General features: G+C 64.7%; 17 protein-coding genes. 13 read left to right on the forward strand and 4 right to left on the reverse strand.

Annotation, left to right across the window (positions count from 1 at the left end):
* The first annotated feature begins 170 nt into the window (after positions 1-170).
* The 10 genes from Q352_RS0100540 (at position 171) to Q352_RS19305 (ending at position 11,953) form a co-directional block, all read left to right on the forward strand.
* The gene (locus tag Q352_RS0100540) at positions 171-1,766 is read left to right on the forward strand and encodes an ABC transporter substrate-binding protein (protein WP_028497641.1); all 1,596 of its coding nucleotides are present in this window, start codon (positions 171-173) and stop codon (positions 1,764-1,766) included.
* A 420-nt stretch (positions 1,767-2,186) separates the two neighbouring features.
* Positions 2,187-3,215: an ABC transporter permease subunit gene (locus Q352_RS0100545; protein ID WP_028497642.1), complete on the forward strand. Its 1,029-nt coding sequence runs from the start codon at positions 2,187-2,189 to the stop codon at positions 3,213-3,215.
* 9 nt (positions 3,216-3,224) lie between these two features.
* Positions 3,225-4,139 carry an ABC transporter permease subunit gene (locus Q352_RS0100550; RefSeq protein ID WP_051528580.1) on the forward strand — a complete coding sequence of 305 codons (915 nt, stop codon included), beginning with the start codon at positions 3,225-3,227 and terminating at the stop codon, positions 4,137-4,139.
* A 10-nt stretch (positions 4,140-4,149) separates the two neighbouring features.
* On the forward strand, positions 4,150-5,112 hold the full coding sequence (locus tag Q352_RS0100555) for an ABC transporter ATP-binding protein (RefSeq protein ID WP_028497644.1): 963 nt from the start codon (positions 4,150-4,152) through the stop codon (positions 5,110-5,112).
* Positions 5,109-6,083: a peptide ABC transporter ATP-binding protein gene (locus Q352_RS0100560; protein WP_028497645.1), complete on the forward strand. Its 975-nt coding sequence runs from the start codon at positions 5,109-5,111 to the stop codon at positions 6,081-6,083. The genes Q352_RS0100555 and Q352_RS0100560 overlap by 4 nt, the downstream gene beginning before the upstream one ends.
* Positions 6,084-6,372: 289 nt before the next feature.
* The gene (locus tag Q352_RS0100565; protein ID WP_028497646.1) at positions 6,373-7,527 is read left to right on the forward strand and encodes a pyridoxal-phosphate-dependent aminotransferase family protein; all 1,155 of its coding nucleotides are present in this window, start codon (positions 6,373-6,375) and stop codon (positions 7,525-7,527) included.
* Positions 7,528-7,642: 115 nt separating this feature from the next.
* Positions 7,643-8,917, forward strand: a complete 1,275-nt coding sequence (locus Q352_RS0100570; RefSeq protein WP_028497647.1) for an O-acetylhomoserine aminocarboxypropyltransferase/cysteine synthase family protein — start codon at positions 7,643-7,645, stop codon at positions 8,915-8,917.
* Positions 8,918-8,986: 69 nt separating this feature from the next.
* Positions 8,987-9,835, forward strand: a complete 849-nt coding sequence (locus tag Q352_RS0100575) for a Rossmann-like and DUF2520 domain-containing protein (RefSeq protein ID WP_028497648.1) — start codon at positions 8,987-8,989, stop codon at positions 9,833-9,835.
* A 55-nt stretch (positions 9,836-9,890) separates the two neighbouring features.
* Positions 9,891-10,688 carry an aminodeoxychorismate lyase gene (pabC, locus tag Q352_RS0100580; RefSeq protein ID WP_028497649.1) on the forward strand — a complete coding sequence of 266 codons (798 nt, stop codon included), beginning with the start codon at positions 9,891-9,893 and terminating at the stop codon, positions 10,686-10,688.
* A 95-nt stretch (positions 10,689-10,783) separates the two neighbouring features.
* Positions 10,784-11,953, forward strand: a complete 1,170-nt coding sequence (locus Q352_RS19305; protein WP_036384673.1) for a dicarboxylate/amino acid:cation symporter — start codon at positions 10,784-10,786, stop codon at positions 11,951-11,953.
* Between the two features lie 9 nt (positions 11,954-11,962).
* Here the strand turns inward: Q352_RS19305 and Q352_RS0100590 are convergent, their stop codons facing one another.
* From Q352_RS0100590 to Q352_RS0100600, 3 genes are all read right to left on the reverse strand, one after another.
* Positions 11,963-12,271: a hypothetical protein gene (locus Q352_RS0100590; RefSeq protein ID WP_028497650.1), complete on the reverse strand. Its 309-nt coding sequence runs from the start codon at positions 12,269-12,271 to the stop codon at positions 11,963-11,965.
* Positions 12,268-12,648: a phage holin family protein gene (locus tag Q352_RS0100595; RefSeq protein ID WP_084299685.1), complete on the reverse strand. Its 381-nt coding sequence runs from the start codon at positions 12,646-12,648 to the stop codon at positions 12,268-12,270. The genes Q352_RS0100590 and Q352_RS0100595 overlap by 4 nt, the downstream gene beginning before the upstream one ends.
* Before the next feature lie 92 nt (positions 12,649-12,740).
* Positions 12,741-13,061, reverse strand: a complete 321-nt coding sequence (locus tag Q352_RS0100600; protein ID WP_028497652.1) for an ElaB/YgaM/YqjD family protein — start codon at positions 13,059-13,061, stop codon at positions 12,741-12,743.
* A gap of 253 nt (positions 13,062-13,314) precedes the next feature.
* Here Q352_RS0100600 and Q352_RS0100605 point away from each other — a divergent pair, with 253 nt between their 5' ends.
* The 3 genes from Q352_RS0100605 (at position 13,315) to Q352_RS0100615 (ending at position 14,877) form a co-directional block, all read left to right on the forward strand.
* On the forward strand, positions 13,315-14,190 hold the full coding sequence (locus Q352_RS0100605; RefSeq protein WP_233495190.1) for a prephenate dehydrogenase: 876 nt from the start codon (positions 13,315-13,317) through the stop codon (positions 14,188-14,190).
* A gap of 88 nt (positions 14,191-14,278) precedes the next feature.
* A complete protein-coding gene (locus Q352_RS0100610; protein WP_028497654.1) occupies positions 14,279-14,551 on the forward strand; it encodes a type II toxin-antitoxin system Phd/YefM family antitoxin in 273 nt (90 codons plus the stop codon).
* Positions 14,548-14,877 carry a type II toxin-antitoxin system RelE/ParE family toxin gene (locus Q352_RS0100615; protein ID WP_028497655.1) on the forward strand — a complete coding sequence of 110 codons (330 nt, stop codon included), beginning with the start codon at positions 14,548-14,550 and terminating at the stop codon, positions 14,875-14,877. Before Q352_RS0100610 ends, Q352_RS0100615 begins: the two co-directional genes overlap by 4 nt.
* Before the next feature lie 7 nt (positions 14,878-14,884).
* Here the strand turns inward: Q352_RS0100615 and Q352_RS0100620 are convergent, their stop codons facing one another.
* Positions 14,885-16,189, reverse strand: coding sequence for a replication-associated recombination protein A (locus Q352_RS0100620; RefSeq protein WP_028497656.1), 1,305 nt, complete (start codon positions 16,187-16,189; stop codon positions 14,885-14,887).

The following is a 16,189-nucleotide window of genomic DNA, read 5'->3' on the forward strand; positions in this document are numbered from 1 at the left end:
TATTGAAATCGCCTTGTATTTTTACTGATTTGATCTAATTGTCCGACATTGGACTCTGATGCAGCGCAACAGAATGCATATTCCGCTTGCGCCATTGTTTTTCCATTGTGTAGCTTTAGCACATGCGTGTGGAACCACGCGCACCATAACGACGCTACACTGGAGAGAATATGCGCATCAAGAAGCTCGCGCTGGCGCTAGCCGCAACCGGTTTCATGGCCCAGGCCTATGCTGCCGGCACCCTGATCTATTGCTCGGAAGGCAGCCCGGCCGGTTTTGACCCGGCCCAGTACACCACCGGCACCGATTTCGACGCGTCAGCCGAAACCGTATTCAACCGCCTGTCGCAATTCGAGCGCGGCTCGACCAAAGTCGTGCCGGGCCTGGCCGAAAAATGGGATATTGCGCCGGACGGTCTGGCTTATACCTTCCATCTGCGCAAGGGCGTGAAATTCCACACCACCGACTATTTCAAGCCGACGCGTGATTTCAACGCCGACGACGTCGTGTTTACCTTCGATCGCATGCTTGACCGCAACAATGCGTTCCGCAAGGCTTATCCGACCGAATTCCCGTATTTCACCGACATGGGCATGAATCAGACCATTGCCAAGGTCGAGAAAATCGATCCGTATACGGTCAAATTCGTCCTGAAGAAACCGGAAGCGGCCTTTATCCAGAACATGGCCATGAGCTTCGCGTCGATCCAGTCGGCCGAATACGCGAACCAGTTGCTGAAGACCGGCAAGGCGGCGCAGCTGAACACCCAGCCGATCGGCACCGGCCCGTTCATCTTCAAGCGCTACCAGAAGGATGCGCAGATCCGCTTCGTCGGCAACAAGCAGTATTGGGAAAAGGGTGCCAATGCCGTCAAGCTGGACAACCTGATCTTCGCCATCAACACCGACGCATCGGTGCGGGCGCAGAAGGTCAAGGCCGGCGAATGCCATATTGCCTCGTACCCGAAGCCGGCCGACGTGGCCGGGCTGAAGGCCGACCCGAAGCTGACCGTGCAGTCGCAAGCCGGCTTCAACCTGGGTTACATCGCCTACAACGTCAAGCACAAGCCGTTCGACAAGCTGGAAGTGCGCCAGGCGCTGGACATGGCGGTCAACAAGAAGGCGATCATCAACGCCGTCTACCAGGGCGCCGGCCAGCTGGCGACCAACCCGATGCCGCCGACGCAATGGTCGTACAACAAGGCGCTGAAGGATGCGCCGTACGACCTGAACAAGGCCAAGGCACTGCTGAAGAAGGCCGGCGTGCCGAACGGCTTCAGCATCACGCTGTGGGCGATGCCGGTGCAGCGCCCGTACAACCCGAACGCCAAGCTGATGGCGGAAATGCTGCAGGCCGACTGGGCCAAGATCGGCGTCAAGGCGAAAATCGTCTCGTACGAGTGGGGCGAATACATGAAGCGTGCCAAGGCCGGCGAGCATGATGTGCTGCTGATTGGCTGGACCGGTGACAATGGGGATCCGGACAACTGGCTGGGCACGCTGCTCGGCTGCGACGCGATCAATGGCAACAACTTCTCCAAGTGGTGCCAGAAGCCGTTCAACGACCTGATCGTCAAGGGCCGTTCGACCAGCAACCAGGCTGAGCGCAGCAAGTACTACATGCAGGCACAGCAGATCTTCAAGCAGGAAGTGCCGTTCACGCCGGTGGCTCACTCGACCATCGACAAGCCGATGAGCAAGAAAGTGCAGGGCTACAAGATCAGCCCGTTCTCGCTGAATTCGTTCTACGGCGTCAGTGTGCAGTAAGCAGCCACCGAGACGACAAGGACGGCCCCCGGGGTTCCGGGGGCCGTTTTTTGTTCATGTGACTGGATGCATAAAAGACAGCGATGCGCCATATTCATTTCTGCAGGCGACATACTGTGCTTGCGGCGGTGAGGCGCGAAAGTGAACATTCCCCATTCCTTGAGTGTTAATGACCATGCTGACGGAATGGAAGTGGCGCTTGCTTGCGTTTTTCTGGGCGAATTGCGGAATTTCTGTCATCAGACCGGTTTGTGCAGCACTGGCCGGGTGCGCGGGCGTTCGTGTTCGAACATGTGCCGGCCCGCTGCGGCATGGTGTCGCCGGGGGGCGGGATCATGCGTTGATTGTTGCCGGGCGACCCCGCCGCTATGATCCGCCGTTCATGAAAGCGTCAAACGCATTTCCTAAAAGGACTCACCGATGTTCTCGTTCGTTCTGAGACGACTCGGCCTGCTCATTCCGACCTTCTTCGGCATCACGCTGATCACCTTCGGGTTGATCCGGCTGATTCCTGGCGACCCGGTCGAAGTGATGATGGGCGAGCGTCGCGTCGATCCGGTCATGCATGCAGAAGCCATGCATCGCCTCGGACTCGACAAATCCCTGCCGGCACAATATCTCGACTACATCACCAGTCTGGCTCATGGCGATCTCGGGCAGTCGCTGGTGACGCGCGAGAGCGTGTGGAAGGAATTCACCGTGCTGTTCCCGGCCACGCTGGAACTGGCCAGTGCCGCGATGCTGATCGCGGTGGTGCTCGGCCTGCTGGCCGGCGTCGTTGCCGCCATCAAGCGCGGCACCATTCTCGACCATGGCGTAATGGGCCTGAGCCTGACCGGTTTCTCGATGCCGATCTTCTGGTGGGGGCTGATCCTGATCATGTTCTTCTCGGTGACGCTGGGCTGGACCCCGGTGTCCGGGCGCATCGACCTGATGTATGACATCGACCCGAAAACCGGCTTCATGCTGATCGACACCTGGCTGGCGCAGCAGGCCGATCCGGAACTGAACGCCGGCGCCTTTGTCGACGCCGTCCGCCACCTGATCCTGCCGGCCGTGGTGCTCGCCACCATCCCGCTGGCAGTGATTGCGCGGATGACGCGCTCGTCGATGCTCGAAGTGCTGCGCGAGGACTATATCCGCACCGCGCGCGCCAAGGGGCTGTCGCCGATGCGGGTGGTGTTCGTGCATGCGCTGCGCAATGCGCTGATCCCGGTGCTGACCGTGATCGGCCTGCAGGTGGGCACGCTGCTCGCCGGTGCGGTGCTGACCGAGACCATCTTCTCGTGGCCGGGCATCGGCAAATGGCTGATCGACGCCATTGGCCGCCGCGACTACCCGGTGGTGCAGAACGGCATCCTGATCGTCGCCACGCTGGTCATCGTGGTGAACTTCCTCGTTGACGTGCTGTACGGCATCGCCAACCCGCGCATCCGCCACCAGAGATAAGAGGGCGTCATGACGACAACGAATACCCTGACCGTGGCACCGGCCGACGCGCCGGACCATCCGTCCCCGCTGCGCGAATTCTGGCAGAGCTTTGCACACAACCGCGGCGCCGTCGCCGGCCTGCTGTTCATGCTGCTGGTGCTCGCCTGTGCGCTGTTCGCGCCGCTGCTGGCGCCACACGATCCGATCGAGCAGTTCCGCGATCACCTGCTGACACCGCCGGTCTGGCTGGATGGCGGCAGCAGCCAGTTCCTGTTCGGTACCGACGAACTGGGACGCGACATCCTGTCGCGACTGATCTATGGCGCCCGGCTGTCGCTGCTGATCGGCCTGTCCTCGGTGGTGATGTCACTGCTGCCGGGCATTGCACTCGGTCTGGCGGCCGCTTTCTTTCCGAAACTGGCCGGCAGCCTGATCATGCGGCTGATGGACGTGATGATGGCGCTGCCGAGCCTGCTGCTGGCGGTGGCCATCGTCGCCATCCTCGGGCCGGGCCTGATCAATACCATGATGGCCATTGCCATCGTCGCCCTGCCGGGTTATGTGCGGCTGACGCGGGCGTCGGCCATGTCCGAACTGAACCGCGAATACGTGACCGCCAGCCGGGTGGCCGGCGCCGGCATCCTGCGCCTGATGTTCATTACCGTACTGCCGAACTGCATGGCGCCGCTGATCGTCAACGCGACCATGGGCTTCTCCACCGCGATTCTCGATGCCGCCGCGCTCGGCTTCCTCGGCCTGGGCGTGCAACCGCCGACGCCGGAGTGGGGCACCATGCTGGCCAGCGCGCGCGACTATATCGAGCGTGCGTGGTGGGTCGTGACTCTGCCGGGGCTGACCATTCTGCTGTCGGTGCTGGCGATCAATCTGATGGGTGACGGGCTGCGCGATGCGCTGGACCCGAAACTCAAGCGCGCCGCCTAGGAGACCGCTGATGAGTTTGTTGGATATCCGCAATCTGGCGGTACGCTTCGGCCACTTCAATGCCGTCGAGGGTGTCGACCTGCAAGTCGAGGCCGGCGAGATCGTCGGCATCGTCGGCGAGTCCGGTTCGGGCAAGTCGGTGACCATGATGGCGCTGATGGGGCTGATCGACAGCAATGGCACGATCAGTGCCGATGCCATGACCTTCGATGGCAAGGACCTGATGAAAATGGGCGCCCGCGCCCGGCGCAAGATCGTCGGCAAGGACATCGCCATGATCTTCCAGGACCCGATGACCAGCCTGAACCCGAGCTATACCGTCGGCTTCCAGATCATGGAAGTGCTGAAACTGCACCAGGGCCTGCACGGTGCCGCACTGAAACAGCGCGCGATCGAACTGATGGAACTGGTCGAAATCCCCAGCCCGGCCAGCCGGCTCAATGCCTATCCGCACCAGCTGTCCGGCGGCATGAGCCAGCGGGTGGTGATCGCAATGGCGATCGCCTGTCGTCCGAAACTGCTGATCGCCGACGAGCCGACCACCGCGCTCGACGTCACCATCCAGGCGCAGATCATGGAACTGCTGGTCAACCTGCAGAAAAACCATGGCATGGCGCTGGTGATGATTACCCACGACCTGGCGGTCATTGCCGAAATCGCTAACCGGGTGCAGGTGATGTATGCCGGCCAGGTGGTCGAGACCGGTCGCGTGCCGCAGCTGTTCCGCACCCCGCACCATCCGTATACCGAAGCGCTGCTGTCGGCCATTCCCGAGCACAGCAAGGGCGCGTCGCGCCTGCGCACGCTGCCCGGCGTGGTACCCGGCGCCTATGACCGGCCCGGCGGCTGTCTGCTGTCGCCACGCTGCCCGTACGTGCAGGACAACTGCCGCGCCACACGGCCGGAACTGGTGGCCACCTCGCATGGCGAGGCGCGCTGCTACTACCCGCTGACCTATACGGAGGCCGCATGAGCGACGTCATTCTTTCCGCCCGCGATCTGACCCGTCACTACCAGGTCAGCCGCGGTTTCATGAAGGGCCTGGCCACGGTCAAGGCGCTGAACGGTGTCAGTTTTGACCTGAGTCCGGGCCGCACGCTGGCCGTGGTCGGCGAGTCCGGCTGCGGCAAGTCCACGCTGGCGCGGCAACTGACCCTGATCGAGGCTCCGACCAGCGGCTCGCTGCAGATCGACGGCCATGATGCGGCCCGCGCCGACAAGGCGCTGATCCACACCCTGCGGCAGAAGGTGCAGATGGTGTTCCAGAACCCGTACGGCTCGCTGAACCCGCGGCAGAAGATCGGCACCCAGCTTGGCGAACCGCTGGCGATCAACACCGCGCTGTCGCGGCAGGAGCGCGATGACAAGGTGCGCGAGATGATGGACCGGGTCGGCCTGCGACCGGAGTACTTCTTCCGCTATCCGCACATGTTCTCCGGTGGCCAGCGCCAGCGCATTGCCATTGCGCGGGCGATGATGCTGAACCCCGGCATCGTTGTCGCCGACGAACCGACCTCGGCGCTGGACGTGTCGATCCAGGCCCAGGTGCTGAACCTGTTCATGGACCTGCAGGACGAGTTCCGCACCGCCTATGTGTTCATCACCCACAACCTGGCCGTGGTCGAACACGTTGCCGATACGGTGATGGTGATGTACCTCGGCCGGGCGGTCGAAGTGGCGGACAAGGCCACGCTGTATGCGACGCCGCTGCACCCGTACACCAGGGTGCTGCTGTCGGCCACGCCGTCCATCCATGCCGAGAACCGCAAGATCAAGATCAAGGTGACCGGCGAGCTGCCGAGTCCGCTCAACCCGCCGGAAGGCTGTGCGTTCCACAAGCGCTGCCCGTTCGCGACCGAACGTTGCCGGCACGAGGTGCCGGAATTGCGACCGCTCGGCGAAACCCGGGTCGCCTGCCATCATGCGGAGTCGATCAACGGCTGAGCATGGCGGTGGTCGATCTGCGTCAATGCCGAATCGGTAAATCCGGTTTATGACTACAAGACTGCTCATGAAGGCGGGCACCGACGGTTTGCGTGGCGTCGGTGCATGCCCGACTGACAGTACTGTCAGTGCAGGCGGCAGTCTGCCTGATTGAATCCTGCCCCTTCCGTCCCCGCCGTCGCGGGGAAACCTCGCTGCGCTCGTCCGTTCTTCGCCGGGAGGGTTGTGGGCAGTTTGACAGGGATTTTTTTTCGCAGGCCTGCGACACGCTCCAGAAAGGCAGATGGGAATGAAGACCAAGAAGCTGGTGATGATTCCGGGACCGACGCCGGTCGTGCGTTCCATTCAGGAACAGATGGGACGCGAGACCGCCGCCTTTGGCGATCCCGACTTCGTGCGCGACTTCACGTCGCTGCTCAATGACCTGAAGTCGCTGTGGAAAACGACGGGCGAAGTCTTTGTCGTCGCCGGCACCGGTACGCTGGGGATGGAAATGGCCGTCGCCAACAGCCTGCGCGCCGGCGACCGGGTGCTGGTGGTGTCGCACGGCTACTTTGGCGACCGTTTCTCCGAGCTGTGCTCGCGCCGTGGCATCGAAGTCGACGTGCTGGCCAGCGAATGGGGCCGGATCGTGCCGCTGGAGCAGATCGAACGCGCGCTGGCGAGCAAGAACTACCAGGCGATCACCGTGACCCACGTCGATACCTCGACCGGGGTGTGCGCGCCGGTCGCCGAAATCGGCCAGCTGCTGCGCCGCTTCCCCGACACGCTGTATATCGTCGATGGCGTGTGCGCGACCGCCGCCGAACCGGAGTACGTCGACGACATGGGCATCGACATTCTGCTGACCGGTTCGCAGAAGGCATTCGGCGTACCACCGGGACTGGCGATCCTGTGGGCCGGGCCGAAGGCGCTGGCGCGTCGTGCGTCGCTGGGCACCATTCCCGACTACTACATCGACTTCGACAAGTGGCTGCCGATCATGCACGAGCCGGCCAAGTACTTTGCCACCCCGGCCGTCAACCTGGTCTGGGCACTGAAGGAAGCGGTGCGGCTGATCAAGGAAGAAGGACTGGAAAACCGCTACGCCCGCCACCGGCGCACGGCGCGGGCGATGCAGGCCGCGCTGGAAGCACTGGGCTTCCAGGTACTGGCCGAGGCCGATCATCGTGCGGTGACACTGTCCAACCTGATCTATCCGTCCGGGGCCGACGATGCCGCCTTCCGCCGGCTGCTGGCCGAGGAGGGGGTGATGGTGGCTGGCGGGCTGGCTGCCTATGCCGGCCGCATGTTCCGCCTGGGCCATATGGGCAATATCGACGCGCACGATCTGGTGGCCACGCTGGCGGCGATCGAGCGTGCCGCCGTGCGCAGCGGGATCCCGGTCGAACTGGGTACCGGGCTGGCCGTACTGCAGCGCGAACTGGTGCGTGCTGCCGGGTAAGCAGCGCCACGGCAAATGCCAAATAGCTATTAAGTCAGTACAGAGGGATGGTTGCCTGCATGGCCGTGGCCGGTTATGTTGCGGTCATCCCTCTTTTCGTACAGGACCTGTCGTCATGCGCATTGAAACCCTGGCCGTCCATGGCGGATTCTCGCCCGACCCGACCACCAAGGCCGTCGCCGTCCCGATCTACCAGACCACCAGCTTTGCGTTCGACAGCACCCAGCATGGTGCCGACCTGTTCGACCTGAAGGTGCAGGGCAATATCTACACCCGCATCATGAACCCGACCACCGACGTGCTGGAAAAGCGCGTTGCGGCGATGGAGGGCGGCATCGGTGCACTGGCCGTCGCCAGCGGCATGGCCGCAACCTGCTACGCAATCCAGACCATTGCCGAGACCGGTGACAACATCATCGCCACCTCGACCCTGTATGGCGGCACCTACAACCTGTTCGCCCATACCCTGCCGCAACTGGGCATCGAAGTGCGCTTCGTCGACTATCGCAAACCGGAAGACATTGCCGGCCTGATCGACGCACGCACCAAGGCGGTGTTCTGCGAAAGCATCGGCAATCCGCTCGGCAATGTGGTCGATTTCGCCGCCTTTGCCGACATTGCCCACGCCCACGGCGTGCCGCTGATCGTCGACAACACCGTGCCAAGCCCGTATCTGTGCCGTCCGTTCGAGCATGGCGCCGATATCGTGGTCCACTCGCTGACCAAGTACCTTGGTGGCCACGGCACCAGCATCGGCGGCATCATCGTCGACTCGGGCAAGTTCCCGTGGGGCGAGCACAAGGAGCGCTTCAAGCGCCTGAACGAACCGGACGTCAGCTATCACGGCGTCAACTACGTCGAAGTGCTGGGTGCGGCTGCCTATATCGCCCGGGCGCGGGTGGTGCCGTTGCGCAATATGGGCGCGGCGATCTCGCCGATGAACAGCTTCCTGATCCTGCAGGGCATCGAGACCCTGCCGCTGCGCATGGACCGGATCTGCGACAACGCACTGACCATCGCCCGCCACCTGTCCCGGCATCCGCTGGTCGACTGGGTCGAGTATGCGGCGCTGGAAGGCAATATCAGCAAGTTGCTGGTCGACATGTACATGGGCGGACGCGCTTCCGGCGTGCTCAGCTTCGGCATCAAGACCGGTGCGGCCGGTGGCGCCAGGTTCATCGACGCGCTGCAGCTGGTCACACGACTGGTCAATATCGGCGACGCCAAGAGCCTGGCCTGCCATCCGGGCAGCACCACCCACCGTCAGTTGAGCCCGGAAGAGCAGTTGAAGGCCGGCGTGCGTCCGGAAATGATCCGGCTGTCGATCGGCATCGAGCATATCGACGACCTGCTGGAAGATATCGACCAGGCGCTGGCCGCTGCAGCCTGACAAAGTGTATGTTTGCCGGCGCGATGGCCTTGGCCATCGCGCCGTTTTCATTGCTGGAGGTTGCCTGGCATGCAGGTATTGAACGTGGTGGGCGCCGGTCGGGTCGGCCGGTCGCTGGCGCGCTTGTGGCATCAGGCCGGCGCGGTGCGCCTCGGCGGCGTCTGTACCCGGCGTACGGACTCCGCCGCTGACGCGGTGGCTTTTATCGGCGCCGGTCAGGCTCTGGCGCTGGACGCCATGCCGCCGGCTGCGCTGTGGCTGCTGGCCGTGCCCGACAGCGAACTGGCTGCGGTTGCCGAGACACTGGCCGGTCGCATCGACCGCGGCACGGTTTTTCACGCCAGCGGTGCGCTGACCGCCGCCGTGCTGGCACCGCTGGCCGCGCGCGGGCTGGCGACCGCCAGTGCCCACCCGGCGCTGAGTTTTGCCGAGCCGGCAAGGGCGGTGCGCGAGTTTGCCGGCACGCCGGTGGCACTGGAAGGCGATGCGGCAGCCTGCCAGACCCTGTCTGCCCTGTTTGCCGCCATCGGTGGCGCGCCGTTCCCGCTTGCCGCCGCCGCCAAGCCCGGGTATCACGCCGCCTGTGCGATCGCCTCGAACTACGCGGTGGTGCTGGCCGATCTGGCATTGCGGACCGCGCAGCGGGCCGGGCTGGATGCCGCGACCGCACGTGCGGTGCTGGCACCGCTGGCAGGCCAGTCGCTGGCCAATGCCTTCACCCTCGGCCCGGCGGCCGCCCTGACCGGACCGGTGGCGCGCGGCGATGCGGCCACCGTGGCGCTGCATCTGGCCGGTCTCGACCAGGTGCCGGCCGACGCCGACGCTTACCGGGCGCTGGGCCGGCTGGCCCTGCAACTGGCTGCGCCGGGGCTGGAGCCGGCCCGGATCGCCGCCGTGCACGAGGCGCTGGCGCGGTGATTGTCCGCTGCCGAACTGGCATCATGGCGGCTTCGTTCCCCTGTTTGCTGCCGCCATGCCGATCCTGATCAATCATCAGCCCGCCGAGAGTCTGTCCGTGTCCGACCGGGGCTTCACCTATGGCGACGGCGTGTTCCGCACCCTGCGCGCCAGCCATGGCCAGCCCCGGCTGTGGCGCTGGCAATGGCAGCGGCTGGCGCATGACTGCGCGGCACTGGGGCTGCCGCTGCCGGATGTCGACCCGCTGCTGGCCGACATTACCCGCGTCTGCGCCGGCATTGACGAAGCCACGGTCCGGATCACCGTGACCCGGGGGCAGGGCGCACGCGGCTATTCGCCGGCCTCGGCGCCGGGCTCGACCCTGATCGTCCAGGCCTCGCCGTATCTGGCGGCGCCGGACAGCTGCTTTCGCGACGGCATCGTCGCCCGGCTGTGCGACTGGCGGCTGGCGCTCCAGCCGCGGCTGGCCGGCATCAAGCACCTGAACCGGCTGGAGAACGTGCTGGCCCGGGCCGAATGGACCGACCCGGCCATTCGCGAAGGCATCCTGCGCGACAGCGAAGGCCGGGTGATCGAAGGCACGATGTCCAATCTGGTCATCTGCCGTGGGGGTGCGTTGCTGACGCCACGGCTGGACGGTGCCGGTGTCGCCGGCGCCGTGCGCGCCTGCCTGATGGCGACGTTGCCGCTGCAGGAAACCGAATTGCGACTGGACGAACTGCTTGCTGCCGACGAGATCCTCTGCGTCAATTCGCTGATTGGCGTCTGGCCGCTGGCCCGGCTCGGCGACTGGCGCAGCCGCTCGCGCACGGCGGCAGAACAGCTGGCGGCCGTACTGGCCGAGGCCGGATAGTGGCGCTTTTCTGAACGAAAACAGGAAGCGTCTGACTGAGCATTTCGTGGATAACTTATATAATCGCCGGTTTGCATGTCAGATTCGAATCGTCGATGAACCTTATCCTGAAATTGCTGGCCGGCATGCTGGTCGGTGCGCTGCTCGGCCTGTTTGCCCCGGCGGACGTGGTGCGCGGTCTGCTGACCTTCAAGGCGCTGTTCGGCCAGTTCCTCAATTTCGTCATTCCGCTGATCATCCTGTTCTACATCATGAGCGGGATTGCCAGCCTGGAACGCAATTCCGGCCGGCTGCTCGGGCTGACGGTCGGGCTGGCCTATCTGTCGACCATTCTGGCCGGCGGCTTCGCCTTTGCGGTGGCGCACGAGGTGTTGCCGGGGCTGATCGCCGAGGGCATCCATGCCGCGGCCCGGCATGAACAGGCGCTGGAGCCGTTCTTTACCGTCGACATCAAGCCGCTGTTTGACGTCATGACCGCGCTGGGCCTGGCCTTTATCGGCGGCATCGGCATTTCCGCGACCGGTGCGACCTCGCTGCGCCGGGTCGCCGACGAGGGGCGCAATATCGTCGAGTGGGTGCTGGCCAGTGCCCTGATCCCGCTGCTGCCGTTCTATATTGCCGGCGTGTTCGCCGGCATGGCGGCCGACGGCACGGTGTTCGATACGCTGAAGACCTTTGGCGTGGTGCTGCTGCTGGCGGTGCTGCTGCACTGGGTATGGCTGGCGGTGCTGTATACGGTGGCCGGTACGGCGACCGGACGCAATCCGCTGCGCCTGCTGCGGACCATGCTGCCGGCCTACCTGACCGCGCTCGGCACCATGTCGTCGGCGGCGACCATTCCGGTCACGCTGCGTCAGGCGCGGGCGATGCCGGTACGCGACGAGATCGGCGATTTCGTCATCCCGCTGTGCGCGACCATCCATCTGTGCGGCAGCACCATCACGCTGGTGTCGTGCGCGACGGCGGTGATGATGATGACCGCCGGGCTCGACGTGGCCAGCTGGTCGACCATGCTGCCGTTCATCCTGATGCTGGGGGTGGCCATGGTCGCCGCACCCGGCGTGCCGGGCGGCGGCGTGATGGCGGCGCTGGGTCTGCTGGCGTCGATGCTCGGTTTTGGCGATGCCAGTCTGGCGCTGATGATTGCGCTGTATGTGGCCCAGGACAGCTTCGGCACCGCCTGCAACGTGACCGGCGACGGCGCGATTGCGGTGGCGGTCGATGCGGCCGTGCCGGCCGCGGTAGCGGTCGGCGACGAAGCCTGAGAGAAGGGATCAGCGCCGGCGGGCAATTAGCCGGCGCACGATGCCGGCCAGTCGCCAGCCGGCCAGCGCCAGCGGAATGAACCTGGCGGCACCTTTCCAGCGTGACGAGGCGGCCAGGCTGCCAAGCGCGGCGATCCAGCCGGACGAGCCGCCACGCAGCAGGCCGAGCATGGCGGCAAAGCGGCCGGCCTGACGGATCGGGTGCTTCATCTCGTCCAGCACGCTGACCAGTTCCAGCCGGTGCGATTCGAGTTCGAGACGGTAAAGCTGCTTGCGGATATCGCGGCGGGCGCGGATTTCGGCGGCACTCATGCTCATGACAGCAGACGCTCCTTGTCGCGCTTGAGTTCATCCAGCGTGGCGGCAAACGGCGTCGGCGAGTGCAGCGCCAGCTTGCGTGCGGCAGCGATGCAGCCCAGGCCCATCAGCAGGAAGACCAGCACCATGGTGCCGACCGCATACGGTCGCCATGACGGATCGGCCAGCACGATGATGCCGATCATCACCGTCTGCAGGCACAGCAGCAGCGCGCCGGCACCGAGCATGCCGAGGACCACCATCCTGAGAATGCGCTCGCGCGCTTCCTCCAGCTCGACGCCGAGCAGGCCCATGTGGGCGTGAAGCAGGCCAAGCAGGCTGCCAAGCAGCCGTTGCATGACGCCAGGGGAAGCGGAGGGGCGCCGGGTATCGGTCATGGTCGCAGTGAAGGGTCTCGGTCGGGTATCAGAAAAAAACGCGCCGGCCACCCCGCAGTGCGGGACGGCCTGGCAGCGTCATCGGTGGTGCCTCAGCGGCGCGACACCAGCAGGCCGAGCAGAAAGCCGACGCCGGCGGCGACGCCGACCGATTGCCACGGATGGTCATGCACATAGGTATCGGTCGCCCTGGCGGCTTCCTTGGCCTTGCCGGCCACCTTCTGTTCCGCGTCGTACAGACGGCTGCGCACGGCGCGCAGGTTGTCGGCAATCTTGCCGCGCAGCGCCAGCGCCTTTTCGCCACCCTGGGCGGTCACATCGTCGATCATGGCTTCGGTATCGGCCAGCACATCGCGCAGATCGTCGATCAGGGCTTCCTGCGGGTCCTGCTTTCTTGCGTTCTGAGTTGCCATGAAACTCTCCTGTGGGGTTGAAAGAAGGGGAAGACATGCACTGACGGTCCGGACCCGGGCCGTCGGCGGCTACAAGAAGACAGCTGGGGGCGGTCGGGCGAGGATCAAGCGCTTGTCTCTGCATAGTTGCGTAATCATGGCGACTTGGCAATGGCGCAGCCGACGCCGGCCCTGGCCGGCAATCGACAAACTTGGACCGGCGGGCGCGCCTTTCGCCTATCATGACGGGCATTTATTCGGGATGGGGACAGGTGTGCGGATCGGCAAACTGGTGATCATCGGCGTCGGCCTGATCGGCGGCTCTTTCGCGCTGGCGCTGAAGCGCGCCGGCCAGGTGGACCATGTGGTCGGGGTCGGGCGCAGCGTGCGCAACCTCGAACGCGCCATCGAACTGGGCGTGATCGATGCTTGCGAACACGATGCCGGCCTTGCGGTGCGCGATGCCGACCTGGTGCTGGTGGCCACGCCGGTCGGACAGATGGGCGGAGTGTTCGACGCCATTGCTGCCCACCTGCCGCCCCGGGCCATCGTCACCGATGCCGGCAGCACCAAGGGCGACGTGGCCTTGCTGATGCAGCGGCACCTGCCATGCCAGCTCGGTTACTGTGTCCCGGCGCATCCGATCGCCGGCTCCGACCTGTCCGGTGCGGCGGCGGCCCAGTACGGGCTGTTCGAGCACCGCACCGTGGTGGTCGCGCCGCTGGACACGACCCTGCCCGATGCCGTCGAACGGGTCAGCGACGCCTGGCGCACCTGTGGCGCCACCGTGGTGGCGATGGCGCCGGCCGACCATGACCGGGTGTTCGCCACCGTCAGTCACCTGCCGCACCTGCTGGCATTCTCGTACGTGAACAGCGTGGCCTCGCGGCCCGATGCCCAGCGCTGCCTGGACTTCGCCTCGACCGGCTTTCGCGATTTCACCCGCATCGCCGGCAGTCATCCGGAAATGTGGCGTGATATCTCGCTGGTCAACCGCGAGGCGCTGCTGGCCGAGATCGATGCCTTCAGCAACGAACTGGCCGCCCTGCGTGCCGAGCTGGCAGCCGGGGACGGCGACGCGATGGAAGCCCGCTACCGGCGCGCGCGCGCCGTCCGGCTGGACTGGTTTGCGCGCTTTCAGAAGCGGTGAGGGTACCGCCGGGCGGAACAGAATTGGTTGTGGACTGAATTCGGTCTAAAATCAGTCCTGTCTGTTCAGCGCCGAGCCGGGGCCCTCCATGAAATTTTCATCGCACATCAAACCCATCAGTTATCTCAAGAGCCATGCTGCCGAAATTGTCAGGGACATTTCCTGCAGCCGCGAGCCGTTGCTGATTACCCAGAATGGCGAAGCCAAGCTGGTGGTCATGGACGTAAAAAGCTATGAGGAGCAGGAGCAGACCATGGCCTTGCTGAAGCTGCTGGCCATGGGAAACCGGGAAATCGAGCTGGCGCAATTTCGTGATGCCGAAGACGTCTTTGCCGAACTGGACCGGGAAGATCCGCAATGAGCCATCGCGTCGTACTGCTGGCCTCCGCCACGCGGGATCTGCAGACACTCAGGCGCTATCTGCTCCGGCGCTTTTCTGCGGCGGTCTGGCAGGACAGCTACGACAAGATAAAGGCATCCATCCGCGCGCTGGAAACCTTCCCGCTGGCGGGAGGGATTCCCGAGGAAATCGAGCGCCTGAACCTGACGCAATACCGGCAGGCGCTGGCGGGCATGAATCGCATCATCTACGAGGTCAGGCAGAGTACGGTTTACATCCACCTGATCGCAGATGCCAGAGAAGACATGCAGTCACTATTGACACGAAGGTTGCTGAGCGTACCGTAGCGCCCCTCTACGACTTGCCGGCGTCCTCGTCCAGCTGGCGCAGGAAGGCCAGCTTGTCGGCAATCTTGCTTTCCAGCCCGCGTGGCACCGGCACATACCAGCGCGGTGGCGGCATGTCGTCGGGCAGATAGGTTTCACCCGCCGCATAGGCGTGCGGCTCGTCATGGGCATAGCGGTACTCATGGCCGTAGCCGAGTTCCTTCATCAGCTTCGTGGGCGCATTGCGCAGATGCACCGGCACCTCGCGCGACTTGTCCTGTTTGACGAAGGCACGTGCCTGGTTGTACGCCATATAGCCGGCGTTGCTCTTGGCGGCGATGGCCAGATAGATGACTGCCTGCCCCAGCGCCAGCTCGCCTTCCGGCGAGCCGAGGCGCTCGAAGGTGGTCGCCGCGTCGTTGGCGATCTGCATCGCGCGCGGATCGGCCAGCCCGATATCCTCCCACGCCATGCGCACGATGCGCCGCGACAGGTAGCGCGGGTCGGCGCCGCCATCCAGCATCCGGCACAGCCAGTACAGCGCGGCATCCGGGTCCGAGCCGCGCACCGATTTGTGCAGCGCCGAAATCTGGTCGTAGAAATTGTCGCCGCCCTTGTCGAAGCGGCGCGCGTTCAGCGTCAGCGCCTCCTGCAGGAAGGCGGCGCTGATCGTGGTTGTTCTGGCAGCACGCGACGCGGTCTGCACCTGTTCGAGCAGATTCAGGAAACGGCGGGCGTCACCGTCGGCATAACCGATCAGCGTATCGACGGCGGCATCGTCGAACTGCAGCGTCGTCAGCGCCTTGTCGCGCGCGCGCGCCAGCAACTGGCGCAGCTCGTCGTCGCCGAACGATTTCAGCACATAGACCTGGGCGCGCGACAGCAGCGCGGAGTTGACCTCGAACGACGGGTTTTCGGTCGTGGCGCCGATAAAGGTCACCAGGCCGGATTCGACATACGGCAGCAGCGCGTCCTGCTGCGACTTGTTGAAGCGGTGGATCTCGTCGACGAACAGAATGGTGTGCCGGCCCTGTGCCAGATGCTGCTCGGCCTGTTCCATGGCCGAGCGGATATCCTTGACCCCGGCAAATACGGCCGACAGCGCGATGAACGCGCAGTCGAACGCATGGGCAGTCAGCCGCGCCAGCGTGGTCTTGCCGACGCCGGGCGGGCCCCACAGAATCATCGAGTGCGGCGTGCCGGACTCGAACGCCAGCCGCAGCGGCTTGCCGGGACCGAGCAGGTGGGTCTGGCCGATGACCTCGTCCAGTGTCTGCGGCCGCAGGGCTTCGGCCAGCGGCGGCGTCGGGTCGACTTTGAACAGGTCCGCCAT

The organism is Microvirgula aerodenitrificans DSM 15089 (assembly GCF_000620105.1).
GTDB lineage: Bacteria > Pseudomonadota > Gammaproteobacteria > Burkholderiales > Aquaspirillaceae > Microvirgula > Microvirgula aerodenitrificans.

Coding starts and splice junctions, on each gene's coding strand:
- Q352_RS0100540 (WP_028497641.1), top strand. CDS start 171: ATGCGCATCAAGAAGCTCGCGCTGGCGCTAGCCGCAACCGGTTTCATG.
- Q352_RS0100545 (WP_028497642.1), top strand. CDS start 2,187: ATGTTCTCGTTCGTTCTGAGACGACTCGGCCTGCTCATTCCGACCTTC.
- Q352_RS0100550 (WP_051528580.1), top strand. CDS start 3,225: ATGACGACAACGAATACCCTGACCGTGGCACCGGCCGACGCGCCGGAC.
- Q352_RS0100555 (WP_028497644.1), top strand. CDS start 4,150: ATGAGTTTGTTGGATATCCGCAATCTGGCGGTACGCTTCGGCCACTTC.
- Q352_RS0100560 (WP_028497645.1), top strand. CDS start 5,109: ATGAGCGACGTCATTCTTTCCGCCCGCGATCTGACCCGTCACTACCAG.
- Q352_RS0100565 (WP_028497646.1), top strand. CDS start 6,373: ATGAAGACCAAGAAGCTGGTGATGATTCCGGGACCGACGCCGGTCGTG.
- Q352_RS0100570 (WP_028497647.1), top strand. CDS start 7,643: ATGCGCATTGAAACCCTGGCCGTCCATGGCGGATTCTCGCCCGACCCG.
- Q352_RS0100575 (WP_028497648.1), top strand. CDS start 8,987: ATGCAGGTATTGAACGTGGTGGGCGCCGGTCGGGTCGGCCGGTCGCTG.
- pabC (WP_028497649.1), top strand. CDS start 9,891: ATGCCGATCCTGATCAATCATCAGCCCGCCGAGAGTCTGTCCGTGTCC.
- Q352_RS19305 (WP_036384673.1), top strand. CDS start 10,784: ATGAACCTTATCCTGAAATTGCTGGCCGGCATGCTGGTCGGTGCGCTG.
- Q352_RS0100590 (WP_028497650.1), bottom strand. CDS start 12,271: ATGAGCATGAGTGCCGCCGAAATCCGCGCCCGCCGCGATATCCGCAAG.
- Q352_RS0100595 (WP_084299685.1), bottom strand. CDS start 12,648: ATGACCGATACCCGGCGCCCCTCCGCTTCCCCTGGCGTCATGCAACGG.
- Q352_RS0100600 (WP_028497652.1), bottom strand. CDS start 13,061: ATGGCAACTCAGAACGCAAGAAAGCAGGACCCGCAGGAAGCCCTGATC.
- Q352_RS0100610 (WP_028497654.1), top strand. CDS start 14,279: ATGAAATTTTCATCGCACATCAAACCCATCAGTTATCTCAAGAGCCAT.
- Q352_RS0100615 (WP_028497655.1), top strand. CDS start 14,548: ATGAGCCATCGCGTCGTACTGCTGGCCTCCGCCACGCGGGATCTGCAG.
- Q352_RS0100620 (WP_028497656.1), bottom strand. CDS start 16,189: ATGGCGGACCTGTTCAAAGTCGACCCGACGCCGCCGCTGGCCGAAGCC.